Here is a 23,523-nt window from a genome sequence, read left to right as displayed (position 1 = left end):
GTCACATCCCCAGTTTGCGCGGTTGCCAGGCCTTGATCACCAGCGTGACATCAAGGTCGGTGCCGTGCAGCTTGATTCGCTCGGGCAACCAGTAACCGTTTTGCTCGGTATACGCGGTGTATTCGACCTGCCAGCCGTCTTGCTCGAGCGAGGCCAGGCGACTGTCACCATCGAGCGTCAAACGGCTTTTGCTATCTGGTGCCGGGAGCCCGCGGACCCACCAGGTCAGATTGGAAACGGGGAGTTTCCAGCCCAACTGCTCTTCAAGCAGCACATCCGGGGACGGTGCTTCGTAGCGCCCCTGGTTGGCGACTTCCAGGGACACCTTGCCAGGCCGGCCGGTCAAGCGTGCGGCGCCGCGGCCCAGGGGGCCGGAGAGGCGAATGTCGTAGTAATCCTGGCGCTGCAACCAGAACAGCGTGCCGCTGCCCGAATCTTTTGGCGCTCGAATGCCAATCTTGCCGTCGATCTGCCAGCCGTCGAGGTTGGTGAGTTGCTGCTTGTGTTCGCGCCATTGGGCGGGGTTGCCCTGGCCTTCGACCGATTCACGGGCGCCAAAACCCGCGCAACCGGCGAGCAGGGCGATGAAGCTGAAAACAATGAGGTGGCGCAAAAACATAATCTTAAAGAGTCTCTGATCCGGTCAGGCGCTTGACGGTACTGCGCAGGGTAGGGCTGTCAGGTTGTTCCTTGAGGAACTTGCCCCAGATTTGTCGGGCTTCGCGTTGCTTGCCATTGGCCCACAGGACTTCGCCCAGGTGAGCGGCGACTTCCTGGTCGGGAAAACGCTCCAGCGCCTGGCGCAGCAGGCGTTCCGCTTCGTCCAGATTGCCCATGCGGAAATTCACCCAGCCGAGGCTGTCGAGTACCGCCGGGTCTTCCGGATTGATCTGATGAGCCTGTTCGATCAGGGCCTTGGCCTCGGCATAACGCGTCGTCCGGTCGGAGAGGGTGTAGCCGAGGGCGTTCAGTGCCATTGCATTGTCGGGGTCGCGTTTTATGATCGTTCGCAGGTCTTTTTCCATCTGCGCCAGGTCATTACGCTTTTCCGCCAGCATGGCCCGGGTGTAAAGCAGGTTGAGGTCGTCCGGGTATTGCTGCAGGGCTTTTTCCAGGACATTCCAGGCTTTGTCGCCCTGTTTGTTGGCAGACAGGGCTTCGGCTTCAATCAGGTACAGCTGGATCGCGTAGTCAGGTTGTTCGTCACGTTCGGCCGCGAGTTTGCGCTGGGCTTCGGCGGTCTTGCCGTTGTTCATCAGGATATCGGCCTGACGCAATTGTGCCGGCAGGTAGTCGTTACCCGGACCGACCTGGCCGTACTCGATCAACGCGCCTTGCGGATCGTTGCGCTCTTCGGCGATGCGCCCCAGGTTCAGGTGTGCTGAATCGACATGGCTTTCGCGGGCGATCAGGTCCTCCAGATAGCCTTTGGCTTCATTCCAGGCCTTGGCTTCCAGACAGACCAGTGCCAGGGAATAACGCAGCTCGTCGTCTTCCGGGTATTGCTGGACCAGGCTTGAGAATTCGGCCTTGGCGTCGCCCATGCGGTCCTGTTCAACCAACATGCGCGCGTAGGTCAGGCGCAAGCGCTTGTCGTCCGGGTATTTTTTGATGCTTTTTTGCAGCAGCGGCAAGGCTTCATCGCCACGATCAAGGGTTTGCAGCAGGCGCGCGCGAAGCAGGATCGGAGCGATTTCGCCGTCGTCCGGGGGATTGTCTTCCAGTAGTTTCAGCGCGCTTCGGGAATCCCCATCCTGCTGCAGTAACAAGGCCTTGCCGAAAATCAGCTGGCCATTGTTCGGATGGCGCTGCAGCAAGCGGTCGAAACTCTTCATCAAACCGTTGCGTGTGTCCTGATCGGTGTCAGCCGCGGACAGGGCGAGGAAGTCGAAATGGGTGTCGCCCTTGCCTTGCAGGACTTTTTCCATATAGGCCATGGAGTCGTCATAGCGCCCGGCGCGCGCCAATTGCACGGCTGCGGCCCGTTGCGCCTCAAGGTCGTCCGGGGCGTTTTTCGCCCAGATCAGCGCGGTGTCCAGGGCAGCCTGATCGGCGCCCAGGTATTCGGCGATGCGGAATGCCCGTTCGGAGATGCCCGGATCCTGGGTATTGATGGCCTGGGTCACATAGTTATCCAGGGCAATGTCGAAACGATTGCGCTGGCCAGCCAGTTCGGCGCTCAACAGGCTGAAGATGGTGTCTTCACTGAATGAGCTGTAAACCTTGGGCTTTTCAGGTGCCGGGGTGCTGTCTTCGGCCGGCGGCGTACCGTCCGACGACCTCGGCATCAAAGCCTGGCAGCCGCTGAGGAAGACAAAAGCGAGAAGCAACGCGGAAGATCTATTCATATAGGAAGAGGACGACTAACCTGCGGTCGGATCATCATGACACAAGCCTTCGGCCAAACATAACCGGCCGGCCATTTTCCGGTTTATAGCGCCCTCCGTAGGCGCTGGCTTGCCAGCGAAGGCGCCCATTCGATCGCTACAGGACCTGAAACCTCTTCGCTGGCAAGCCAGCTCCTGCAGGTCTTTGCCCCTTTCATAGCCGTCAGCTACCAGGACAATAGTCAGCGGTAGTTGTTCTGAATCTGACGAAGTAGGACAATTGCCGGCTTCACGTCACCATCAGCGACTTTGAATGGCCTTCCTCGCACTCGGTATTAACCACAAGACTGCTTCAGTAGACGTCCGCGAGCGCGTGGCCTTTACCCCTGAGCAGCTGGTTGAGGCCCTGCAGCAGCTCTGCCGACTCACCGACAGCCGCGAAGCTGCGATCCTCTCCACCTGCAATCGCAGTGAACTCTATATAGAACAGGATCACCTGTCGGCGGATATCGTGCTGCGCTGGCTGGCCGAATATCATCATTTGAGCCTCGATGAACTGCGCGAGAGCGCTTATGTGCACGAAGACGATGCGGCAGTTCGTCACATGATGCGGGTCGCTTCAGGGCTCGATTCGCTGGTGTTGGGCGAGCCACAGATTCTCGGCCAGATGAAGTCGGCCTACGCCGTGGCTCGCGAGGCGGGCACCATCGGTCCATTGCTCGGGCGGCTGTTCCAGGCCACGTTCAACGCGGCCAAGCAAGTGCGCACCGACACCGCCATCGGCGAGAACCCGGTGTCGGTGGCGTTTGCCGCGGTCAGCCTGGCAAAACAGATTTTCAGCGACCTGCAACGCAGTCAGGCTTTGTTGATCGGCGCCGGTGAGACCATCACCCTGGTCGCCCGTCACCTGCATGATTTGGGGGTCAAGCGCATCGTGGTGGCCAATCGCACGCTGGAGCGCGCGAGCACCCTGGCTGAACAGTTCGGCGCTCACGCGGTGCTGCTATCGGATATTCCGGCCGAACTGGTGCGCAGTGACATCGTCATCAGTTCCACCGCCAGCCAATTGCCGATCCTCGGCAAGGGCGCCGTGGAAAGTGCCCTGAAGCTGCGCAAGCACAAGCCGATTTTCATGGTGGATATCGCCGTTCCGCGGGATATCGAGCCCGAAGTCGGTGAGTTGGACGACGTTTACCTGTATAGCGTCGACGATCTCCACGAAGTGGTCGCCGAGAACCTCAAGAGCCGCCAGGGCGCAGCGCAGGCCGCTGAGGAAATGGTCTCGATCGGTGCCGAGGATTTCATGGTCCGCCTGCGCGAACTGGCGGCAGTGGACGTGCTCAAGGCCTATCGTCAACAAAGCGAGCGTTTGCGCGACGAAGAATTGCAAAAGGCCCAGCGCATGCTGGCCAACGGCGGCAGCGCCGAAGAAGTGCTGGTGCAACTGGCCCGTGGCCTGACCAACAAACTGTTGCACGCACCGAGCGTGCAGTTGAAAAAGCTCTCTGCCGAAGGTCGCCTCGATGCGCTGGCGATGGCCCAGGAACTCTTTGCCCTCAATGAGGGCTCATCGGAAAGCTTTTCGGATAAGAAACCGCAATGAAAGCGTCACTGCTCAATAAGCTGGACATCCTCCAGGACCGTTTCGAGGAATTGACCGCCTTGCTTGGCGATGGCGAGGTCATTTCCGATCAAAACAAATTCCGCACCTATTCCAAGGAGTACGCGGAAGTCGAGCCGATTGTCGACACCTATAAACAGTTGCTCAAGGTCCAGGGCGACCTCGAAGGCGCCCAGGCCTTGCTCAAGGACAGCGACCCGGACATGCGTGAAATGGCCGTGGAAGAAGTCCGCGAAGCCAAGGAACGCCTGGTCGAACTGGAAGCCAGCCTGCAACGCATGCTGCTGCCCAAGGACCCGAACGACGGACGCAACGTGTTCCTCGAAATCCGCGCCGGCACCGGTGGTGACGAGGCGGCGATCTTCTCCGGCGATCTGTTCCGCATGTATTCGCGTTACGCCGAGCGCCGTGGCTGGCGGGTGGAGATCCTTTCGGAAAACGAGGGCGAACATGGCGGCTATAAAGAAGTCATCGCCCGGGTCGAAGGCGAGAACGTCTACGGCAAGTTGAAATTCGAATCCGGCGCCCACCGCGTACAACGGGTGCCGGCGACAGAATCCCAAGGGCGTATCCACACCTCAGCCTGCACCGTGGCGGTATTGCCCGAGCCGGACGAGCAGGAAGCGATCGAAATCAACCCGGCGGACTTGCGGATCGACACCTACCGTTCCTCCGGTGCCGGCGGCCAGCACGTCAACAAGACCGACTCGGCGATCCGTATCACCCACTTGCCGTCCGGAATCGTGGTCGAGTGCCAGGAAGAGCGTTCGCAGCACAAGAACCGTGCGCGGGCGATGTCCTGGTTGTCGGCCAAGCTCAACGACCAGCAAACCAGCGCTGCCGCCAATGCAATCGCCAGCGAGCGCAAGCTGCTGGTCGGCTCCGGTGATCGCTCCGAGCGCATCCGTACCTACAACTTTGCCCAGGGGCGGGTGACCGATCACCGGGTCAACCTGACGCTGTACTCCCTCGACGAAATCCTTGCTGGTGGTGTCGATGCGGTGATCGAGCCGTTGCTGGCCGAATACCAGGCCGATCAATTGGCAGCAATAGGTGAGTAAATGACGATCATTGCCAGTTTGTTGCGCGCCGCCGATTTACCCGACTCGCCCACGGCGCGCCTGGATGCCGAATTGTTGCTGGCGGCGGCGTTGGGCAAGTCCCGCAGCTTTTTGCACACCTGGCCGGAGCGCATCGTCCCGAGCGAAGCGGCGTTGACCTTCGCCGAGTATTTGCAGCGTCGTCGCAGTGGTGAGCCGGTGGCCTACATTCTCGGTCAGCAAGGGTTCTGGAAGCTCGACCTGGAAGTGGCACCACACACGTTGATCCCGCGCCCCGACACCGAGTTGCTGGTGGAAACCGCACTCGAACTGTTGCCGGCCACACCCGCAAAGGTGCTGGACCTTGGCACCGGTAGCGGCGCCATCGCCCTCGCGTTGGCCAGCGAACGTCCGGCGTGGAAGGTCACTGCGGTGGACCGTGTGCTCGAAGCCGTGGCCCTGGCCGAACGCAATCGTCAGCGCCTGCACTTGAACAACGCCACGGTGCTGAGCAGTCACTGGTTCAGCGCTCTGCAAAACCAGCGCTTTGAACTGATCATCAGCAATCCGCCCTACATCGCTGCAACCGATCCGCACCTGGTGGAAGGCGATGTGCGCTTCGAGCCTGCCAGTGCATTGGTAGCCGGTATCGACGGGCTCGACGATCTGCGCTTGATCGTCGCCCAGGCACCGGATCATCTGGAAGCCGGTGGCTGGTTGATGCTTGAACACGGTTACGATCAAGCCGAGGCTGTGCGCGATCTGCTGCTGACCCGTGGTTTTGAAGATGTCCACAGCCGCACGGATCTGGGCGGTCACCAACGCATCAGCCTGGGGCGCCTGCCATGCTGAATGATCAGGAATTGCTGCGCTATAGCCGACAGATTCTGTTGCACCACATCGATATCGACGGGCAATTGCGCTTGAAGCAAAGCCGCGTGCTGATCGTCGGTCTTGGCGGTCTCGGTGCGCCAGTGGCGCTGTACCTCGCGGCGGCGGGCATCGGTGAGTTGCATCTGGCGGACTTTGACACGGTCGATTTGACCAACCTGCAACGCCAGATCATTCACGACACCGACAGCGTCGGTATGAGCAAGGTCGATTCGGCGATCAAGCGCCTGACGGCCATCAATCCCGAGATTCAGCTTGTCGCCCATCGCGCGGCATTGGACGAAGACTCCCTGGCTGCTGCCGTGGCCGGAGTGGATCTGGTCCTCGACTGCTCCGACAACTTTGCCACCCGTGAAGCGGTCAATGCCGCTTGTGTAGTGGCCGCAAAACCGTTGGTCAGCGGCGCGGCGATTCGTCTCGAAGGGCAGTTGTCCGTGTTCGACCCCCGCCGCCCGGAGAGCCCGTGTTACCACTGTTTATATGGGCACGGAAGTGAAGCCGAATTGACTTGCAGCGAGGCCGGGGTGGTCGGCCCGTTGGTGGGGCTGGTCGGTAGTTTGCAGGCGCTCGAAGCGCTGAAGCTGTTGGCGGGATTTGGCGAACCTCTGGTCGGACGCCTGTTATTGGTCGATGCATTGGGCTCGCGCTTCCGTGAGTTGCGGGTCAAGCGTGATCCGGGTTGCAGCGTCTGTGGGCCGAAGGATGCGTGAAGCGCCGATTGGCGTGTTCGACTCCGGTGTCGGCGGACTTTCGGTGCTGGCCGAGATCCGGCGTTTATTGCCCAACGAATCCCTTTTATATGTCGCCGATTGCGGGAATATTCCCTACGGCGAGAAGACACCGGGATTTATCCGACAGCGTTGCAGTGTCATGGCCGAGTTTTTTCAACAACAGGGCGCCAAGGCCTTGGTGCTGGCCTGCAATACAGCAACCGTCGCCGGCGTTGCAGACCTGCGGCACGATTACCCCGAGTGGCCCATCGTCGGCATGGAGCCCGCGGTCAAACCGGCAGCGGCCGCTACCCGCAGTGGCGTGGTTGGGGTGCTGGCCACGACCGGCACCTTGCAGAGTGCCAAGTTCGCGGCGTTACTCGACCGCTTCGCCACCGATGTGCGGGTGATTACCCAGCCATGTCCCGGGTTGGTGGAGTTGATCGAGGGGGGCGATCTGCACAGTCCCGCCCTGCGCCAGCTACTGGAAAGTTACGTTGGGCCGCTGCTCGGTGCTGGCGCTGACACCATTATTCTCGGGTGCACCCATTACCCCTTCCTCAAGCCGCTGCTCAAACAGATGATCCCCGACGACATCAGCCTGATCGATACTGGCGCTGCGGTCGCACGGCAACTTCAACGTTTGCTGGCAGAGCGTGAACTGCTCGCCGACGGACCTGCCTCTACGGCGCAGTTCTGGACCAGTGCCGATCCGGAGCATTTCAGAAATATATTGCCGATTTTGTGGAATAACGCTGGCGTTGTGCGAAGCTTCGAAGGGTAAGCAAGTTCCGGGGGGCGTTGTATTAATAGGGGTGAACTTCTGATAAATCGCCGACTTCTATAGCAGTGTGTGTCGAGCAACAAAAATTCCAATAGAAATCGTTTGGAAAAGGAAGTTTCTAATGAAGCGACTATTTTGCTTGGCCGCGATTGCGGCCGCACTTATGGGGCACAGTTTTACCGCACAGGCGGCAGGCGTGGAATTCGGGATCGGCCAGACCAGCGATTCGACCATGACTTATCGACTGGGCATGCAATTCGATTGGGACAAGAGCTGGTGGCAGACAGACGTCGGTCGTTTGACCGGTTACTGGAGCGGCGCTTACACCTATTGGCAGGGTGATAAAACCTCCAGCGATCACAGCCTGTCCTTTTCGCCCGTGTTTGTTTACGAGTTCGCCGGCCAGAACGTCAAGCCGTACGTCGAGCTGGGCGTTGGCGTAGCGTTATTTTCCAGCACCGAAACCGAAAGCAACAGTCTAGGCAGCGCGTTTCAGTTCGAAGACCGCTTCGGTTTCGGTCTGCGCTTTGCGGGTGGACATGAAGTCGGAATACGGGCGACGCACTATTCCAACGCAGGGATGACCACGCCTAACGACGGTACGGAAAGTTACGCGCTTCACTACACAATGCCGTTGTAATCAACACTGCTCAGCAAGTTGCCAATGCCCCTGTAGGAGCGAGGTTGCTCGCGATATTGACCTCTAGTCCAACATTGATGTTGACTGGTAAATCGCAATCGCGAGCAAGCTTGTTCCTACAGGGGGAGAGGTGTTCCCGGGCTTAGCGATACGCCGTCGAAATACCTTGGCGCTCATCAATGCATTCCGGCGCGCCCATCTCGAACTCCCGGCAAATCAATGGGCGTTTTTCATAGATGGTGCACATCATCGTGTCGCGATCCAGCGCGGCACACCAGCCGTCATCCAGGCGCAACATGACTTCCCCACCCCAATCATCGGTATCGATATACCGTTCGGGCACGCCTGTGTCGGTGATCAACATGACTTCGAGCTGGCAGCAGCAGGCGGCACAGGTCGAGCACGTGACGGCGGTCTCGGCGATTTGCAGATGGGGGATGGTTTTCATGGCGCGCAGTGTAAGGCAGTCGCCCGGTGCTGTGTAAAAGCTCGGACGGACGCTTTACCCCAAGTGCCAGGCTCTAATCGAGTGCTCGTCATCGCAATGCACCTGGTCAGTCCTTGTTTGGAGGACTGCTGCGTACCATGGGCTTGCCGATTGCCAACTTTACCTGGTCGGGCATTTGCGAGAGTGGCCATAGGGCAGCCATGAACAACCCCGAAAAGGCGATTTCCAGCGGACGCTCATTGAGTTTGGCGAAAATGTGCCGTGCGGCTTTATCAGCCGGCCAACTGAGTGGCATCTGGAAATCGCTATTCTCCGGCAATGGCGTGTGGACGAATCCCGGGCCGACGACGGTAACTTCGATACCGTCTGGTGCCAGTGCAATGCGCTGGGACTCGAAAAGACTTCGCATACCGGCCTTCGAGGTGCCATAGGCTTCAGCCCGGGGCAGTGGCAGGTAGGTCACCGAACTGGCCATGCCAACCAGATGCGGGGCGATACCGGCCCGCAAGAGCGGCAAGGCGGCATCGATGCAGTAGCTGCTGGCGAGCAGATTGGTGCGCACCACGTGTTCGATGATCGAGGCGTCGAACTGCTTGGCATCCACGTATTCACAGGTGCCGGCATTCAGGATCAATGTATCCAGCGAGCCCCATTGCTCGGCGATCTGTTCACCGATTTCACGCACGGTTTGACTGTTGGTCAGGTCACCGGCCATCACCAGTACTTGGCCCGGGTAGCGCTGCGACAAGATTTTCAGCGGCGCCTCCGAGCGTGAACTCACGGCCAGGTGGGCGCCGGTTTTCAGTATTTCTTCAGCCAATGCCGCGCCAATGCCACTTCCGGCGCCCGTCAGCCAATATCGTCGTGGAGGCGTAAGGCTCATTCCATTCTCCCTTTCAGCCAGAAATTCGTCCGGCTCAGCCAATTACTCATAGTCGCCCCCGGCGCTTTGCCGTGGTCGCAGGCTCTTGAACGCGGCGAGGGCCCGTGCACGTGAAGTGTGCAGGTCGACAATCGGGGACGGATAATCCGCCACGCCGAACAGTCCACCGAGACTCGCCGGATTGTGCACTTCTTTTTTATTCAGTCCTGCCAATTCCGGCAGCCAGTGCTTGATGAACACGCCCTCGGTATCGAATTTTTCCGACTGGCTCAGTGGATTGAAAATCCGGAAGTAGGGCGCCGAGTCCGTGCCGGTGGATGAACTCCATTGCCAGCCACCATTGTTCGCTGCCAGGTCGCCATCGATCAGGTGGCGCATGAAAAAACGTTCGCCTTCGCGCCAGTCGATCAACAGATTTTTGGTCAAAAACATTGCAACAACCATGCGCAAGCGGTTGTGCATCCAGCCGGTTTCCAACAGTTGACGCATGGCGGCGTCGATGATCGGCAAACCGGTGCGGGCCTGTTGCCAGGCTGCGAGTTCGTCGGGCGCGTCGCGCCAGGCCAGCGCTTCGGTTTCCGCGCGGAAAGCGCGGTGGCGGGAAACCCTTGGGTAGCCCACCAGAATGTGTTTATAGAACTCACGCCACAGCAGTTCATTGATCCAGGTCACGGCGCCGACCTTGCCACTGTCGAACTCCCCCTGATTGCTTTGTAACGCGGCGTGCAGGCATTGGCGTGGGGAAATCACCCCGGCAGCGAGGTAAGCCGAAAGTTGGCTCGTACCGGGTTTCGCCGGGAAGTCCCGTTCGCTTTGGTAATAATCGATTTGTACGTCGGTAAAGGTGTCGAGGCGGCGCCGTGCTTCGGCTTCTCCGGCCGGCCACAGGGCGCGCAAATGCCCGGTGGGTGGGGCGAAGCCCTCGATGTGGGTCGGGATCTCGTCGCTGGCGATGCTCAACGGCGCTTGCGCCATGGGGGTGCTGACCAGGCTGGGTAACGAGCGGTACATACGTTCATGGCAGGCTTTGCGGAACTGGCTGAAGACCTGGAAATACGTGCCGGTTTTGGTCAGTACGCTTCCAGGTTTGAACAGCAACTGATCCAGGTAGCGGTGAACGTCGATTCCCTGGGCCTTCAATGCTTCGGTCACCGCTGCGTCCCGACGGGTTTCATGAATGCCGTATTCCTCATTGAGGTACACGGCATTGATGTTCAGCCGTAGGCAAATATCCAGTAGCACATTGGGCGCATCCTCCCAGCGCGGAGCATGGCGGATCAGCAGGGGAATATTCAGTTCACCCAGTGCCTGTTTCAGTTCATGAAGGTTGCGCAGCCAGAAGTCCACCTTGCACGGTGCATCGTCGTGTTCCAGCCATTGCTGCGGGCTCAACAAATACACCGCCACGCTCGGGCCGACCGCTGTGGCGGCGCAGAGGGCGGTGTTGTCGGTTACGCGTAAATCACTGCGCAGCCAGATCAATTGCATGGTGATGCCCATTAAATCAGCCCGCGCTGAACGAGTGCCTGGTGTGCCAACAGCGGATCTTCAGCCAGGTACAAATCAGCGATGACGAAGGTTCTTGCGGACAACTCGGTGTGGTGAATGCGCACCGTTGGCCCGACCATCATTTTTGGGCAACTGACGCCGTTCAAAAGTTTCGTCAGATGCGAAAGGTTTATGGCGTTGCTGGAATACAACAGTACGCCCCGGGGTTGCAGATAATCGACCGCCAGCGCCAGCTCGCCGGCAGGCAGCGGCCAGTCGAACACGTGCACTGGACAATCGGTACTGCTGATCAGCCACGCGGTAAGCCACAGATAAGGTTCCAGTGGCACGTCCGAGTGATTGATCAACAGCAGCGGCGCGGTGTGCAGCTGACGGTTGTTATGGTAGATGCGTGCGCCGAATTTGCTGCGTAGCCAGGAATAAAAAAACACTTGCTCCATGTGTGCACCGAATTGGCCCTGCCAGCGTAGCTCCAGTTCAGCCAGCAATGGCATCAGCAGTTGCTCGCACAAGGTCCGTGGCGGGTACAGCGCCATGGCCTGGTTGACAGTGTCGTCCAGCTCGCGCTCGTTCAGTAATGCGACCGCCTGCAGCAGCCTCTGGCATAGCGGTTGCCAGTCGTTTTCCACAGGTTCGCCAGAGGCCAGTGGCGTCTCGAGCAATTGTTTGACCTGGCTGACGGCAACACCGCGGTTCAGCCAGGTGAGGATCGTCAGGATTCGTTGCACATGTTCGGCCGAGAACAGTCGGTGCCCCTTGGGTGTGCGTTGCGGCACGATAAGGCCATAGCGCCGTTCCCAGGCGCGCAAGGTGATGGCGTTGACGCCGGTCTGCCGGGCCACTTCGCGAATCGGTAGCCAGCCCTCGTCGAGGGCTTTGCTGAAGTCCGTTCCGAGTCCTTCGCTGGCGCTGCTGTCGAGTCGGGCTTTCATTAGAGGGCGTTTCGCAAGCTGAGATTTTCCGGGTGCGGTTGCAGGTAAACCTGTTGCGCAATGTAAGGGTCGGGGTGCTGGCGAAAGTGGTGCTTGAGCAACGTCAGCGGCACCACCAGAGGCACGATGCCGTGGCGATACTGGCCGATAACCTGTTGCACTTCCTGCTTGTCTTCGGCGCTGATCGCCTGTTTGAGATAACCGCTCAGGTGCTGCAAGACGTTGGTGTGGGTGCGGCGTGTGGCGCATTTTTTCAGGGCGGTCATCAGTTCATGGAAATAACGCGGGCCGAGTTCCCGGGGATCGGTGCGGCCCATGCTGCCCAGCAGGTTGCCCAGGGTTTTGTATTGCACCGGGTTGTGAGCCATCAGCAGGTACTTGTAGCGCGAATGAAAATCCGTCAGGCCGCGCCGGCTCAGGCCCTCTTGCAGCAGTTGTTGCCAGGCGCTGTAGACGAATACGCGGGTGAGAAAATTTTCCCGCAGCACCGGGTCATTGAGTCGACCGTCTTCTTCCACGGGCAAATCAGGGTGCAAGGCGCAGAACGCCCGGGCATAAATGCCCTGGCCGCCGCCGTCCACCGGTGCGCCGTTGGCGTGGTAGACCTTGACTCGCTCCAGGCCACAGGACGGAGACTTCTGCATAAAGATGTAGCCACAGATATCGACCAGATCCGCCGCCATCTGCTGGCCATACTCGGTCAGTGGCCGGGTGACGTCGAGCTGGTGATTGACCGTGCCGACGGCTTGAGGCTGTTCCGGATCGCCAACCAGCCGGATCGGCTCGCGAGGAGTGCCCAGGCCAATGGCGACTTCCGGGCAGACCGGCAGGAAATCGAAGTACTCGGTAAGAACGCGGCTGCACAGTTGCGATGCCTTGTGCCCGCCGTTGTAGCGCACCTGCTCACCCATCAGGCAAGCGCTGATGGCGATTTTCGGTTTGGTGGCGAGCGGAAGCATCAGAGCACCTCGAATCGGAACCTGTACAGAAATTTAAATCTGTACAACATGAGTTCATCTTAGATTCAAAGGTGTACAAGTCAAATTTTTTGTATAGGACTTATCGGTAGGGCTGAGCAGAATCCTGCGGGTGGGCTGCTGCCCAATTCGACAGCAGCAATTTTGCTCGGATGGATGCGATTCACTGCAAGTGTGCATGCAGGCGGCGGGCGGCTTCCTGACCGCTGAGCCAGGCCCCTTCGACACGTCCCGACAGGCACCAGTCGCCACAGGCATACAGCCCCAGGTCGGCATCGGCCAGCGTGCCCCATTCATGACTGCTGTTCGGGCGGGCATAGAGCCAGCGGTGGGCGAGGCTGAAGCTCGGCGCGGGCATGGAATCGTGCAACAGTTCGGCGAAGGCACCGTGCAATTGCTCGATGACCGCTTCCTTGGGCAAGTCGATGTGCTGCCGGCTCCAGGCGCTGGTGGCGTGCAATACCCAGGTGTCGAGCGTGTTGTCGCGTCCCGGTTTACTGCGGTTACGTGCCAGCCAGTCCAGCGGGCTGTCCTGCACGAAGCAACCTTCCATGGGCGTATCCAGCGGGGTTTCGAAACCCAGTGCGACAGCCCAGGTAGGGTCCATTTTCACGCCGGCGGCGGCGCCGGCGAGCTTCGGCGCAGAAGCCAGCAATGCGGTTGCTTGCGGTGCCGGCGTGGCAATCACCACGTGACTGAATGGCCCATGGGTGAAGCCTTCGGCGTCCTGCAGGTGCCAGTGCTCTTCACCGCGATAGACCTCGGTGATCCGGCAGGCGAAATGCACTTCGAGGTCGCCGATCAAGGCGCGGGTGATGGCACTCATGCGAGGCGTGCCCACCCAGCGCGTCTGCTCGTCCGGCGACATGCTGAGCTGGCCGCCATGGTAGGTGTACAACTGCGGGGTCCATTCGGCGACCCAGCCGTTGGCTTGCCAGCGCTGGACTTCGGTGACGAAGCGGCGGTCGCGGGCAGTGAAATATTGCGCGCCCATGTCCAGGGCACCCGCATCGCTGCGTTTGCTCGACATGCGTCCGCCACTGCCGCGGCTTTTATCGAAAAGTTGCACGACATGCCCCGCATCTGTCAGGGCTTGTGCGGCTGAGAGTCCGGCAATGCCGGTGCCGATGATTGCGATAGGTACAGTCATAAGGGCCTCGTTTACCTTTCTGTACAGACTACGCCGGGGTTGAAACCTGTACAATATTGTTTTTTGGTACAACTTTTAGCGTTCTTGTTCCGACAGCTTGGCCTATTGTTAAACACAGAGCCTGCCCGATATCAAAGATCCCTTGCTTATAAAAATAGACTAGTGATTAGGGTAAAACGCCACGCGAGGAAGAAGTCATGCACATATTGCTGACCGGCGGTACTGGTTTGATAGGACGTCAGCTCTGCCGGCACTGGTTGAGTCAGGGGCATCGCCTGACGGTCTGGAGCCGGACACCTGCAAAAGTCGCCAAAGTCTGCGGCGCTCAAGTGCGTGGTATCGCTCGTCTCGAAGACGTGGGACAGGAGCCCGTCGATGCCATCGTCAATCTCGCCGGTGCACCGATCGCCGATCGTCCCTGGACCTCCAGACGCAAAGCGCTGCTCTGGAGCAGTCGCATCACCCTGACTGAAACCCTGCTCGCCTGGCTCGAAAGTCGCGAGCAGAAACCACAGGTCATGATTTCCGGTTCTGCGGTCGGTTGGTACGGTGACGGCGGCGAGCGCGAGCTGACCGAAGACTCGCCACCGGTTATCGATGACTTCGCCAGCCAGTTGTGCATCGCCTGGGAGGAAACTGCCCAACGCGCCGAAGCCCTGGGCATTCGGGTGATACTCATCCGTACCGGGCTGGTGTTGTCTACCGAGGGCGGCTTTTTGTCGCGGCTATTGCTGCCGTTCAAATGTGGGCTGGGCGGGCCTATCGGCAATGGTCGGCAGTGGATGCCGTGGATCCATATCAACGATCAAATCGCCCTGATTGATTTTCTTCTGCATCGCAATGAAGCCAGCGGTCCATATAATGCCTGCGCGCCGAAGCCGGTGCGCAATCGCGACTTTGCCAAAACGTTGGGCAGCGTGTTGCACCGCCCGGCGTTCATGCCGATGCCGGCACTGGTGTTGAAGGTCGGCCTGGGCGAATTGTCATTGTTGCTGCTGGGTGGCCAGCGGGCCATGCCGGCTCGTTTGCTTGATGCGGGTTTCACTTTCCAGTTCACTGATTTGCGCGCGGCCCTGGACGATTTGTCCAGCCGCCTCTGAAATAGGACGTTGCATGACCGATCACGCGTTGCTTCTGGTCAACCTGGGCTCACCTGCTTCCACCTCGGTGGCGGATGTGCGCAGTTACCTCAATCAGTTTCTGATGGACCCGTATGTGATCGACCTGCCATGGCCGGTGCGGCGTCTGTTGGTGTCTTTGATTCTGATCAAGCGCCCCGAACAGTCGGCCCATGCCTATGCCTCGATCTGGTGGGAGGAAGGCTCGCCACTGGTAGTGCTCAGTCGACGCCTGCAACAGGCCATGACTTCCCGATGGCATCACGGCCCGGTGGAGCTGGCGATGCGCTACGGCCAACCGTCCATTGAGTCGGCACTGCTGCGCCTGGTAGCCCAGGGCTACAAGCGGATCACCCTGGCGCCGCTTTATCCACAATTCGCCGACAGCACGACGACGACGGTGATTGAAGAGGCCAGGCGCGTATTGCGCGAGAAGAAACTCGACGTGCAGCTGTCGGTGCTCCAGCCTTTTTACGATCAGCCGGAATACCTCGATGCCCTGGTAGCGACGGCCAAACCCTACCTGCAACAGGATTACGATCACTTGTTGCTGAGCTTCCACGGACTGCCGGAGCGGCACCTGAAGAAACTCAACCCCGGCCACAGCTTCGAAGGCGGCGGCGATTGCTGCGCCGATGCGCCACCGGAAGTCGTGGCGACCTGTTATCGCGGCCAGTGCCTGCGTACCGCAAAGGAGTTTGCCAAGCGCTTGGGCTTGCCGGATGGCAAGTGGTCGGTGTCGTTCCAGTCGCGTCTGGGTCGCGCCAAATGGATAGAACCTTACACCGAAGCACGCCTCGATGAATTGGCCAAAAGCGGGGTGAAGAAAGTATTGGTGATGTGCCCGGCATTCGTTGCCGATTGCATCGAGACATTGGAAGAGATCGGTGATCGCGGGCTGGAGCAGTTCCGCGAAGCGGGAGGCGAGGAGTTGGTGTTGGTGCCGTGCCTTAACGATGATCCGCAGTGGGTGCGGGCGTTGAGCACTTTATGTGAAAGGGCACCGTTGGCCCTTTAAAAGCATCGCGGGCAAGCCTTGCTCCCACAGGATTTGTGCAATACCTGTGGGAGCAAGCGGTGCGACGATTCGACTTGCCCGCGATGGCGTCATCAAGGCCTGCTTAAATCAGCGGCTCATCCGCTTTCTTGTGCTTCCAGCTGTCATTGCCCGGCAGGATCAGGTTCAGCGCAATCGCCACCACTGCGCACAGCGCGATACCTTTGAGGCCGAAGTCATCGGGGCCGGTGCCGGTACCGACGAGTACACCGCCAATCCCGAACACCAGGGTCACCGAAACGATCACCAGATTGCGCGCTTCACCCAGATCGATCTTGTGGCGAATCAGCGTGTTCATGCCGACTGCCGCGATCGAACCGAACAACAGGCAGAGAATCCCGCCCATCACCGGCACCGGAATGCTTTGCAGCAGCGCGCCGAACTTGCCGATGAACGCCAGGCTGATGGCGAAAATCGCCGCCCAGGTCATGATTTTCGGGTTGTAGTTTTTGGTCAGCATTACCGCGCCGGTCACTTCGGCGTAGGTGGTGTTGGGCGGACCGCCGAACAGGCCGGCTGCGGTCGTGGCAATACCATCGCCCAGCAAGGTGCGGTGCAGGCCGGGTTTCTTCAGGTAATCGCGACCGGTCACGCTACCCACGGCAATCACGCCGCCGATGTGCTCGATGGCTGGCGCCAGCGCCACCGGAACGATGAACAGAATCGCCTGCCAGTTGAATTCCGGCGCAGTGAAGTTCGGGATGGCGAACCAGGGTGCTGCGGCAATCTTCGCCGTGTCGACCACACCGAAGTAGAACGACATGCCAAAACCCACCAGCACGCCGGAAATGATCGGTACCAGGCGGAAAATGCCTTTGCCGAACACTGCGACGATCAGGGTGGTCAGCAATGCCGGCATCGAGATCATCATCGCCGTCTGATAGTGAATCAGCTCGGAGCCGTCGCCAGCCTTGCCCATCGCCATGTTGGCGGCAATCGGCGCCATGGCCAGGCCGATGGAAATAATCACCGGGCCGATCACCACCGGCGGCAGCAGACGGTCGATGAAACCGGTGCCTTTGATCTTCACCGCAAGGCCGAGGAAGGTGTAGACGAAGCCGGCCGCCATCACGCCGCCCATGGTCGCGGCCAGGCCGAACTGACCCTTGGCGAGAATGATCGGGGTGATGAAGGCGAAACTCGACGCCAAGAACACCGGCACCTGACGGCCGGTGACGATCTGGAACAGAATCGTCCCCAGGCCTGCGGTGAACAGCGCCACGTTCGGGTCGAGGCCGGTAATCAGCGGCATCAACACCAGGGCGCCGAAGGCCACGAACAGCATCTGTGCGCCAGACAGCACCGTGCGCCAGAGCGGATCGTTGAACTCATCCTGCATGGTCACGCGTCCTTCTGCTTGGTGCCGAAGATCTTGTCACCGGCATCGCCCAGGCCCGGGATGATGTAACCGTGTTCGTTGAGTTTTTGATCGATGGAAGCGGTGTAGATGGTCACGTCCGGGTGAGCTTTCTCGACCACGGCAATGCCTTCCGGCGCGGCGACCAGCACCATGGCGCGGATGTCCTTGCAGCCGGCTTTCTTCAACAGGTCGATGGTGGCGACCATTGAACCGCCGGTGGCGAGCATCGGGTCGATAATCATCGCCAGGCGTTCGTCGATTTCCGGTACCAGTTTTTCAAGGTAAGTGTGGGCTTCGAGGGTTTCCTCGTTGCGGGCCACGCCCACGGCGCTGACTTTGGCACCCGGGATCAGGCTGAGTACGCCTTCGAGCATGCCAATACCGGCACGCAGGATCGGTACGACGGTAATCTTCTTGCCGGCGATTTTTTCCACCGACACGGTGCCGCACCAACCTTCGATATCGTAGGTTTCCAGCGGCAGGTCTTTGGTGGCTTCATAGGTCAGCAGGGCGCCGACTTCCTGAGCAAGCTCACGGAAATTCTTCGTGCTGATGTCTGCGCGGCGCATAAGGCCGAGTTTGTGGCGGATCAGCGGATGGCGGATCTCGAGGATGGGCATGGGGAAAGGCTCCGGCGGCGGGCAAAAAAACCGGCCTAGATTAATCTATCCGAGGGTGTTGTCCTATAGACATAGAGTACGTTAGTCCACAAACGCTTGATCTGGCCGTGCGGGATGCGTACCTTTGCCCGCTTTTCCTGAACCGTACCCCCCTGGAGAGCGCCATGTCCGCTGATCTCGAGCATATCCGTCAAATCATGCGAGAGGCTGACTGCCTGTACACCGAAGCTGAAGTCGAGGCGGCCATCGCCCGCGTCGGTGCACAAATCAACGATCAACTGGCGGACAGCAACCCGGTGGTGTTCTGTGTGATGAACGGCGGGTTGATTTTCTCCGGCAAACTGCTGACCCATCTGCACTTCCCGCTGGAAGCGTCCTACCTGCACGCCACCCGCTATCGCAACGAAACCAGTGGCGGCGAGCTGTTCTGGAAAGCCAAGCCGGAAGTATCGTTCATCGACCGTGACGTGCTGATCATTGATGACATCCTCGATGAAGGTCACACCCTGGGCGCGATCATCGACTTCTGCAAACACGCCGGCGCGCGCAAGGTGCACACCGCCGTGTTGATCGACAAGGACCACGACCGTAAGGCTCGCCCGGACCTGAAAGCCGATTTCGTCGGTTTGCCGTGCATCGATCGTTACATCTTCGGTTACGGCATGGACTACAAAGGCTACTGGCGCAACGCCAACGGGATTTTTGCCGTTAAAGGCATGTAAGCAGGGTAACTGTCTGGAGGCGGTTTTAGCCGCCAGGCATGTTTATGCATGAAGGCAGATCTTCCACCCGAATGCGTGCGCAGTTCGCTTGAACCGCGCGCTCAGTCCTGCCCGGCGAGCCAGCGTTCGCTTTTGCGTCGAGCCTGTTCCAGGTTGTTCACATAAGCCAACTGACGCTGTTCCCGATGGATGCCCGCGCGCCTGAGTTTCAGGCGCACGCGCGCAGCCGTCCCGACCAGAATCAGGCCGATGCCGTCGGTGCGGTAATCCCTGAGGATATTGTCGAAGGCTGCCAACGCCGTCATGTCCAGCATGGACACGGCGCTCATCTCGACAATCACCACTTTGACCTCCGGGCTGAGTTTGCGCAGCACGCCCAGGGCCTTTTCCGCTGCACCGAAAAACAACGGCCCGCGTATCGCATAGCAACGAACATGCTCCGGCAAATCCTGTAAGGCTTGATGGAACTCTCGAGGCAGTTCGGCGGTGTCCGTGAGGTCGCTCATGCGCTTGACGAACAACCCGGCGGCCAGCAACAGGCCAACGGCAACGGCCAGCACCATGTCGAACAGCACTGTCAGGCTCAGGCAGGTCAGCAAGACCAACACATCGCTGCGTGGTGCAATGCGCAAGGTGTGTACGACATGCCGGGCCTCGCACATGTTCCACGCCACCATCACAAGCAATGCCGCCAGCGCGGCCATTGGCAAGTAGCTGAACAGCGGGGCGAGGACGAGTATCGCCAGCAGCACCACCGCGCTGTGGATAATTGCCGCCAATGGCGAAAACGCCCCGCTGCGTACGTTGGTGGCACTGCGGGCAATCGCCGCAGTGGCGGTAATACCGCCGAACAACGGTGCGACCAGGTTACCAATGCCTTGACCCAGGAGTTCGGCATTGGGGTCATGTTTGCTGCCCGTCATGCCATCGGCCACCACTGCACACAACAACGATTCGATGGCACCGAGCATGGCGATGGCGAACGCTGGTGCCATTAATTGGCGGATCAGCTCGTAAGACAGATGCAGCGGCTGACCATTGGGCCCTGGCAGATTCCACGGCCAGTCGAAGCTCGGTAGAAACGGCGGAATGCCGGGGTGGCTGACGCCATCGACAATATAGCTGAAGCGCTCGCCCAGCGTCGCAATCGGTAACCCGCCGCTTTCCAGCGCCAGTCCCAACATTGCGCCGACGGCCAGCGCCACCAGATGCCCCGGAACCCTGGGCACAAACCGCGGCCAGACGATCAGAACCGCCAGGCACATGACACCGATGATTCCGTCCCCGAGGCGGGCGCTGGGCAATGCCTGGAGCAGCGCACCTAATTGCTCGATGTAATGTTCGGCATGCCCGGTGGTACTCAGGCCCAGCAAATCCTTTAGTTGGAGTGTGGCGATGACAATGCCGATCCCGGCGGTAAAGCCCAGGGTCACCGGATAAGGAATGTACTGAATCAGCCGCCCGGCCCGAATCAGTCCCAAGGCAATCAGGATTGCCCCGGCGAGCATGGTGCAAAGCAGCAGGCCACCCAGGCCATATTGTTGGGTGATCGGCAGCAGTATCACCACGAACGCGGCTGTCGGCCCGCTGACATTGAAGCGCGAGCCTCCCGTCAGGGCGATCAGCGGGGCCGCGATCAGCACCGTATACAAACCTTGCTGGGGCGCTACTCCCACCGCAATCGCCAGGGCCATGGCCAGGGGAATGGCGATAATCCCTACCGTCACCCCGGCACTGATGTCGCCGCGCAAGCGTCTGAGGCTATAACCTGCACGCAGAGTTTGACGCCAGGCGGCGAATAACGGGGGGATGGAGAATGGCATAGGGACTCCACAGTAGACGGCACGCCGTCGAGATAGGGCTGAAGGCTCTTTCAGTATGCCCAGCCTTGTCTTTGAGGGTATTGATCTGGATCGGTTATTCGCCCGATTGATCATCATGCTAGAGTGCTCGGCCTCGTCCCTGGAGCCTGTCATGAGTCTTTTGATCCGCAGCTGCGCCGCCCTGATGTTGGTCTTCAGCCTACCCCTGGCCGCTGCCCCGGCACCGATGCACGTGCAGTTTTTGCCCCCGGACGACTTGACTCTGCGTGACGCGGAACCCGAGCAACAGCAATTGCTGCAAGTCACTGAGTATTCGGTGGTGGTTGGCAGTCAGCGACAGTCCAACCAGCAGCCGATCCCGGTCACTTCGCCGCTATTGATCCGCCTCAAGGGCAAATCCCTGAACAAGGGGGCGACAATCAATCAGGTGCTGGTCAACTTCGATGGCGAAAGCAAAAGCCTGAAAAAACCGGTCTACGACGGCCAGAGCAAAACCCTGACGCTTTATTACCCGCTGGTTCAGTACCGGGTGGTGATCGACTTGTTGCGCAATGACACGGTGTATTGCCAGTTCCTCAGTTTCGCCAACGGCCATGTCTGGGCCGACCTGCACACCGGCAGCGTTCGTCCGCGTTGAGTGCCGGGCCTGCGCAGGGGTAAACTGCCTGCCCCGTGAAATGTCTGCGAGCTGGAGTCGGCAATGCGTAAAGATAAGAAACAAGTGATTGGTGACGAGATTGGCGACGAGCAGATCAAGTTGTTCCTCGATTTCGAACCGGTCGACGCCACTTCGCCTTCGTTGCACAAGCTGATCAAGGCCTATCGTGGCCTGCGTATCGACGATTTCGAGCGTTTCCTGACGTTCTTCGTCGAGGCCGGTTACGACCTGGGTGGCAAGGATGAGCACGGCAATGACTTCGTTGCCCTGATCCAGGATCAACGCAATGCGCCGGATTACATCGAGCTGATCCAGAAGGCTCGCGGTTAATCAGTTTCTGTAGGAGCAAGCTTTGCTCCTACAGAAAGGCAAAAAAAAACGCCCCACCCTCAATGAGGGCGGGGCGTTTTTATTGGCGCTGGATCAAGCGTAGCTTTCGGTTTCGCTACTGGCTTCAACCAGTTCCAGTGCGACGTTGTTCTGCGCGTTGATCTTGCGATACAGCGCAGCGTCGGTTTCCAGGACTTTCTCACGGGCCGGGAAAATTTCTGCCAGTTTGCCAGCCCACTCACCCTTGGCTTTGCCCGGGAAGCATTTTTCGATCAGTTCCAGCATGATCGAAACGGTCACCGATGCACCTGGCGAAGCACCCAGCAGGGCGGCAAGGGAACCGTCCTTGGCCGCGACCAATTCGGTACCGAACTGCAGGACGCCGCCTTTTTTCGGGTCTTTCTTGATGATCTGCACCCGTTGGCCGGCCACTTCCAGGCGCCAGTCCTCGGGTTTCGCCTGCGGGTAGAAGCGACGCAGGGAATCCAGGCGCTGCTCCATCGACTGCATCACTTCGCTGACCAGGTACTTGGTCAGGTCCATGTTGTTTTTCGCCACGGCCAACATCGGGCCGATGTTGCCGGCGCGAACCGACATCGGCAGGTCCATGAAGGAGCCGTGCTTGAGGAACTTGGTGGTGAAGCCTGCATACGGTCCGAACAGCAGGGATTTCTTGCCGTCGACGACGCGGGTGTCCAGGTGCGGCACGGACATCGGTGGCGAACCGACGGCGGCCTGGCTGTACACCTTGGCCTGGTGATGCTTGACCACTTCCGGATTGTCGCAACGCAGCCACTGGCCGCTGATCGGGAAGCCGCCGAAGCCTTTGCTCTCCTCGATGCCCGAAGCCTGCAACAGCGGCAATGCCGCGCCGCCAGCACCGAGGAAAACGAATTTGGCATCTACTTCGCGGGAGTTGCCGCTGTTGACGTCCTTGATGCTGACGGTCCAGCCGCCGTTGCTGCGCTTCAGGCCGGTCACGCGCTTGCAGTACTTGACCTGGGCATCGGGTGCGCTGGTCAGGTGCTTGAGCAACTGGTTGGTCAGGGCGCCGAAATTGACGTCGGTGCCATTGATCACGCGGGTGGCAGCCAGGACTTCATCGGCTGGACGGCCCGGCATCATCAGTGGCATCCAGTCGGCCAGTTTTGCCTTGTCTTCGGTGTATTCCATGTCGGCGAAGGCGTGATGCTTGCTCAGCACCTTGAAGCGTTCCTTGAGGAAGGACACGCCTTTATCGCCCTGCACGAAACTCAGGTGCGGCACCGGACTGATGAAGGACTTGCACGAACCGAAGGTGCCTTTTTTGGTCAGGTACGACCAGAATTGCTTCGACACCTCGAACTGGGTGTTGATGTGCACGGCTTTCTTGATGTCGACGGTGCCATCGGCAGCCTGCGGCGTGTAGTTCAGCTCGCACAGGCCGGCGTGACCGGTACCGGCGTTGTTCCAGGGGTTGGAACTCTCCGCGGCACCGGAATCCATCAGCTCGACGACTTCCAGCTTGATCGCGGGGTCGAGCTCTTTGAGCAGCACGGCGAGGGTGGCGCTCATGATGCCGGCCCCTACCAGTACTACGTCGACTGCTTCGTTATGCGCCATTTAACGCGTCTCCAAAATCTGCAGCACCAAATTGACGGCATGGCTGCCAGGCGTTCCGGGGCGTGTCTGTGATGCCCAGGTACCCATGGCAGGATCGCCATGTCCGAATCTTCGCAATTTATCGCAACTTCGACGGACGCTACCTGCCGGGCCTATGAGCCATATGAACTCATTTCAGCGCGCGGGAGGCAATTCGACTTATGGTCGATACATCCGTTTGTGCAACCAAATCCGTAGCGGACAGGCTTCAGGCTCCGGTGTTCGAGGAATACTCGGTCCTGTGTCGTCGGGCTGTTGTAGACGCTAATGGTGCATGTTCAG

General features: G+C 59.6%; 23 protein-coding genes. 11 read left to right on the top strand and 12 right to left on the bottom strand.

Annotated features, from left to right (window positions below; all coding sequences use genetic code 11):
- Window position 1: 1 nt before the first annotated feature.
- Both lolB and LAB08_RS25705 read right to left on the bottom strand, forming a co-directional pair.
- Window positions 2-619: a lipoprotein insertase outer membrane protein LolB gene (lolB, locus tag LAB08_RS25710; RefSeq protein ID WP_096509094.1), complete on the bottom strand. Its 618-nt coding sequence runs from the start codon at window positions 617-619 to the stop codon at window positions 2-4.
- 4 nt (window positions 620-623) lie between these two features.
- Window positions 624-2,348 carry a tetratricopeptide repeat protein gene (locus LAB08_RS25705; RefSeq protein ID WP_096509095.1) on the bottom strand — a complete coding sequence of 575 codons (1,725 nt, stop codon included), beginning with the start codon at window positions 2,346-2,348 and terminating at the stop codon, window positions 624-626.
- A 292-nt stretch (window positions 2,349-2,640) separates the two neighbouring features.
- Between LAB08_RS25705 and hemA the strand changes: the two genes are divergently transcribed.
- The 6 genes from hemA to LAB08_RS25675 all read left to right on the top strand — a co-directional run bounded on the left by hemA (window position 2,641) and on the right by LAB08_RS25675 (window position 8,013).
- On the top strand, window positions 2,641-3,930 hold the full coding sequence (gene hemA, locus LAB08_RS25700; protein WP_096509096.1) for a glutamyl-tRNA reductase: 1,290 nt from the start codon (window positions 2,641-2,643) through the stop codon (window positions 3,928-3,930).
- Entirely contained in the window at window positions 3,927-5,009 is a 1,083-nt protein-coding gene (gene prfA, locus LAB08_RS25695) for a peptide chain release factor 1 (protein WP_096509097.1), read from the top strand. Before hemA ends, prfA begins: the two co-directional genes overlap by 4 nt.
- A complete protein-coding gene (prmC, locus tag LAB08_RS25690) occupies window positions 5,010-5,840 on the top strand; it encodes a peptide chain release factor N(5)-glutamine methyltransferase (RefSeq protein ID WP_096509098.1) in 831 nt (276 codons plus the stop codon).
- Complete coding sequence (locus tag LAB08_RS25685; protein ID WP_096509099.1) at window positions 5,834-6,589, top strand: molybdopterin-synthase adenylyltransferase MoeB; 756 nt, start codon at window positions 5,834-5,836, stop codon at window positions 6,587-6,589. The genes prmC and LAB08_RS25685 overlap by 7 nt, the downstream gene beginning before the upstream one ends.
- Window positions 6,582-7,373, top strand: a complete 792-nt coding sequence (gene murI / locus LAB08_RS25680) for a glutamate racemase (protein ID WP_096509100.1) — start codon at window positions 6,582-6,584, stop codon at window positions 7,371-7,373. Before LAB08_RS25685 ends, murI begins: the two co-directional genes overlap by 8 nt.
- A gap of 121 nt (window positions 7,374-7,494) precedes the next feature.
- Window positions 7,495-8,013 carry an acyloxyacyl hydrolase gene (locus tag LAB08_RS25675; protein WP_096509101.1) on the top strand — a complete coding sequence of 173 codons (519 nt, stop codon included), beginning with the start codon at window positions 7,495-7,497 and terminating at the stop codon, window positions 8,011-8,013.
- Window positions 8,014-8,155: 142 nt separating this feature from the next.
- Here the strand turns inward: LAB08_RS25675 and LAB08_RS25670 are convergent, their stop codons facing one another.
- The 6 genes from LAB08_RS25670 to LAB08_RS25645 all read right to left on the bottom strand — a co-directional run bounded on the left by LAB08_RS25670 (window position 8,156) and on the right by LAB08_RS25645 (window position 13,912).
- Window positions 8,156-8,461 carry a YkgJ family cysteine cluster protein gene (locus LAB08_RS25670; RefSeq protein WP_096509102.1) on the bottom strand — a complete coding sequence of 102 codons (306 nt, stop codon included), beginning with the start codon at window positions 8,459-8,461 and terminating at the stop codon, window positions 8,156-8,158.
- Window positions 8,462-8,567: 106 nt separating this feature from the next.
- Window positions 8,568-9,344: an SDR family NAD(P)-dependent oxidoreductase gene (locus LAB08_RS25665; RefSeq protein WP_096509103.1), complete on the bottom strand. Its 777-nt coding sequence runs from the start codon at window positions 9,342-9,344 to the stop codon at window positions 8,568-8,570.
- 42 nt (window positions 9,345-9,386) lie between these two features.
- Complete coding sequence (gene phrB / locus LAB08_RS25660; RefSeq protein ID WP_096515198.1) at window positions 9,387-10,832, bottom strand: deoxyribodipyrimidine photo-lyase; 1,446 nt, start codon at window positions 10,830-10,832, stop codon at window positions 9,387-9,389.
- A gap of 11 nt (window positions 10,833-10,843) precedes the next feature.
- Window positions 10,844-11,785 carry a MerR family transcriptional regulator gene (locus LAB08_RS25655; protein ID WP_096509104.1) on the bottom strand — a complete coding sequence of 314 codons (942 nt, stop codon included), beginning with the start codon at window positions 11,783-11,785 and terminating at the stop codon, window positions 10,844-10,846.
- Window positions 11,785-12,744: a YbgA family protein gene (locus tag LAB08_RS25650; RefSeq protein ID WP_096509105.1), complete on the bottom strand. Its 960-nt coding sequence runs from the start codon at window positions 12,742-12,744 to the stop codon at window positions 11,785-11,787. Before LAB08_RS25650 ends, LAB08_RS25655 begins: the two co-directional genes overlap by 1 nt.
- 181 nt (window positions 12,745-12,925) lie before the next feature.
- Entirely contained in the window at window positions 12,926-13,912 is a 987-nt protein-coding gene (locus LAB08_RS25645) for an NAD(P)/FAD-dependent oxidoreductase (protein WP_096509106.1), read from the bottom strand.
- A gap of 197 nt (window positions 13,913-14,109) precedes the next feature.
- On the opposite strand from LAB08_RS25645, the gene LAB08_RS25640 reads away from it, so the two are divergent.
- Both LAB08_RS25640 and hemH read left to right on the top strand, forming a co-directional pair.
- Window positions 14,110-15,012, top strand: coding sequence for a TIGR01777 family oxidoreductase (locus tag LAB08_RS25640; RefSeq protein ID WP_096509107.1), 903 nt, complete (start codon window positions 14,110-14,112; stop codon window positions 15,010-15,012).
- A 13-nt stretch (window positions 15,013-15,025) separates the two neighbouring features.
- On the top strand, window positions 15,026-16,048 hold the full coding sequence (gene hemH / locus LAB08_RS25635; RefSeq protein WP_096509108.1) for a ferrochelatase: 1,023 nt from the start codon (window positions 15,026-15,028) through the stop codon (window positions 16,046-16,048).
- 103 nt (window positions 16,049-16,151) lie between these two features.
- On the opposite strand, the gene LAB08_RS25630 is transcribed toward hemH, so the two are convergent.
- The gene (locus tag LAB08_RS25630) at window positions 16,152-17,426 is read right to left on the bottom strand and encodes a uracil-xanthine permease family protein (protein ID WP_096509109.1); all 1,275 of its coding nucleotides are present in this window, start codon (window positions 17,424-17,426) and stop codon (window positions 16,152-16,154) included.
- Window positions 17,427-17,428: 2 nt separating this feature from the next.
- Window positions 17,429-18,067, bottom strand: coding sequence for a uracil phosphoribosyltransferase (gene upp / locus LAB08_RS25625; RefSeq protein WP_096509110.1), 639 nt, complete (start codon window positions 18,065-18,067; stop codon window positions 17,429-17,431).
- A 164-nt stretch (window positions 18,068-18,231) separates the two neighbouring features.
- Between upp and LAB08_RS25620 the strand changes: the two genes are divergently transcribed.
- The gene (locus LAB08_RS25620) at window positions 18,232-18,789 is read left to right on the top strand and encodes a hypoxanthine-guanine phosphoribosyltransferase (protein ID WP_095192937.1); all 558 of its coding nucleotides are present in this window, start codon (window positions 18,232-18,234) and stop codon (window positions 18,787-18,789) included.
- Between the two features lie 101 nt (window positions 18,790-18,890).
- Here LAB08_RS25620 and dauA read toward each other — a convergent pair whose 3' ends face one another.
- Entirely contained in the window at window positions 18,891-20,612 is a 1,722-nt protein-coding gene (gene dauA / locus LAB08_RS25615; protein ID WP_096509111.1) for a C4-dicarboxylic acid transporter DauA, read from the bottom strand.
- Window positions 20,613-20,763: 151 nt separating this feature from the next.
- Between dauA and LAB08_RS25610 the strand changes: the two genes are divergently transcribed.
- Together LAB08_RS25610 and LAB08_RS25605 are read left to right on the top strand one after the other, a co-directional pair.
- Window positions 20,764-21,249 carry a hypothetical protein gene (locus LAB08_RS25610; protein WP_096509112.1) on the top strand — a complete coding sequence of 162 codons (486 nt, stop codon included), beginning with the start codon at window positions 20,764-20,766 and terminating at the stop codon, window positions 21,247-21,249.
- Between the two features lie 63 nt (window positions 21,250-21,312).
- The gene (locus LAB08_RS25605; protein ID WP_096509113.1) at window positions 21,313-21,600 is read left to right on the top strand and encodes a PA4642 family protein; all 288 of its coding nucleotides are present in this window, start codon (window positions 21,313-21,315) and stop codon (window positions 21,598-21,600) included.
- A 93-nt stretch (window positions 21,601-21,693) separates the two neighbouring features.
- Here the strand turns inward: LAB08_RS25605 and mqo are convergent, their stop codons facing one another.
- The gene (mqo, locus tag LAB08_RS25600; RefSeq protein ID WP_096509114.1) at window positions 21,694-23,202 is read right to left on the bottom strand and encodes a malate dehydrogenase (quinone); all 1,509 of its coding nucleotides are present in this window, start codon (window positions 23,200-23,202) and stop codon (window positions 21,694-21,696) included.
- Between the last annotated feature and the right edge of the window lie 321 nt (window positions 23,203-23,523).

The organism is Pseudomonas izuensis (genome assembly GCF_002356535.2).
In the GTDB taxonomy this organism is placed as follows: Bacteria; Pseudomonadota; Gammaproteobacteria; order Pseudomonadales; family Pseudomonadaceae; genus Aquipseudomonas; species Aquipseudomonas izuensis.
This window is presented reverse-complemented; position numbering and strand designations above follow the sequence as displayed.

Bases quoted from the DNA above. Each gene is read 5' to 3' on its own strand.
- LAB08_RS25670 (WP_096509102.1), bottom strand. From the start codon at position 8,461: ATGAAAACCATCCCCCATCTGCAAATCGCCGAGACCGCCGTCACGTGC.
- LAB08_RS25705 (WP_096509095.1), bottom strand. From the start codon at position 2,348: ATGAATAGATCTTCCGCGTTGCTTCTCGCTTTTGTCTTCCTCAGCGGC.
- LAB08_RS25675 (WP_096509101.1), top strand. From the start codon at position 7,495: ATGAAGCGACTATTTTGCTTGGCCGCGATTGCGGCCGCACTTATGGGG.
- LAB08_RS25605 (WP_096509113.1), top strand. From the start codon at position 21,313: ATGCGTAAAGATAAGAAACAAGTGATTGGTGACGAGATTGGCGACGAG.
- dauA (WP_096509111.1), bottom strand. From the start codon at position 20,612: ATGCCATTCTCCATCCCCCCGTTATTCGCCGCCTGGCGTCAAACTCTG.
- LAB08_RS25650 (WP_096509105.1), bottom strand. From the start codon at position 12,744: ATGCTTCCGCTCGCCACCAAACCGAAAATCGCCATCAGCGCTTGCCTG.
- LAB08_RS25620 (WP_095192937.1), top strand. From the start codon at position 18,232: ATGTCCGCTGATCTCGAGCATATCCGTCAAATCATGCGAGAGGCTGAC.
- LAB08_RS25640 (WP_096509107.1), top strand. From the start codon at position 14,110: ATGCACATATTGCTGACCGGCGGTACTGGTTTGATAGGACGTCAGCTC.
- LAB08_RS25645 (WP_096509106.1), bottom strand. From the start codon at position 13,912: ATGACTGTACCTATCGCAATCATCGGCACCGGCATTGCCGGACTCTCA.
- phrB (WP_096515198.1), bottom strand. From the start codon at position 10,832: ATGCAATTGATCTGGCTGCGCAGTGATTTACGCGTAACCGACAACACC.
- hemA (WP_096509096.1), top strand. From the start codon at position 2,641: ATGGCCTTCCTCGCACTCGGTATTAACCACAAGACTGCTTCAGTAGAC.
- upp (WP_096509110.1), bottom strand. From the start codon at position 18,067: ATGCCCATCCTCGAGATCCGCCATCCGCTGATCCGCCACAAACTCGGC.
- hemH (WP_096509108.1), top strand. From the start codon at position 15,026: ATGACCGATCACGCGTTGCTTCTGGTCAACCTGGGCTCACCTGCTTCC.
- LAB08_RS25685 (WP_096509099.1), top strand. From the start codon at position 5,834: ATGCTGAATGATCAGGAATTGCTGCGCTATAGCCGACAGATTCTGTTG.
- prfA (WP_096509097.1), top strand. From the start codon at position 3,927: ATGAAAGCGTCACTGCTCAATAAGCTGGACATCCTCCAGGACCGTTTC.
- lolB (WP_096509094.1), bottom strand. From the start codon at position 619: ATGTTTTTGCGCCACCTCATTGTTTTCAGCTTCATCGCCCTGCTCGCC.
- LAB08_RS25655 (WP_096509104.1), bottom strand. From the start codon at position 11,785: ATGAAAGCCCGACTCGACAGCAGCGCCAGCGAAGGACTCGGAACGGAC.
- LAB08_RS25665 (WP_096509103.1), bottom strand. From the start codon at position 9,344: ATGAGCCTTACGCCTCCACGACGATATTGGCTGACGGGCGCCGGAAGT.
- prmC (WP_096509098.1), top strand. From the start codon at position 5,010: ATGACGATCATTGCCAGTTTGTTGCGCGCCGCCGATTTACCCGACTCG.
- murI (WP_096509100.1), top strand. From the start codon at position 6,582: ATGCGTGAAGCGCCGATTGGCGTGTTCGACTCCGGTGTCGGCGGACTT.
- LAB08_RS25630 (WP_096509109.1), bottom strand. From the start codon at position 17,426: ATGCAGGATGAGTTCAACGATCCGCTCTGGCGCACGGTGCTGTCTGGC.
- mqo (WP_096509114.1), bottom strand. From the start codon at position 23,202: ATGGCGCATAACGAAGCAGTCGACGTAGTACTGGTAGGGGCCGGCATC.
- LAB08_RS25610 (WP_096509112.1), top strand. From the start codon at position 20,764: ATGAGTCTTTTGATCCGCAGCTGCGCCGCCCTGATGTTGGTCTTCAGC.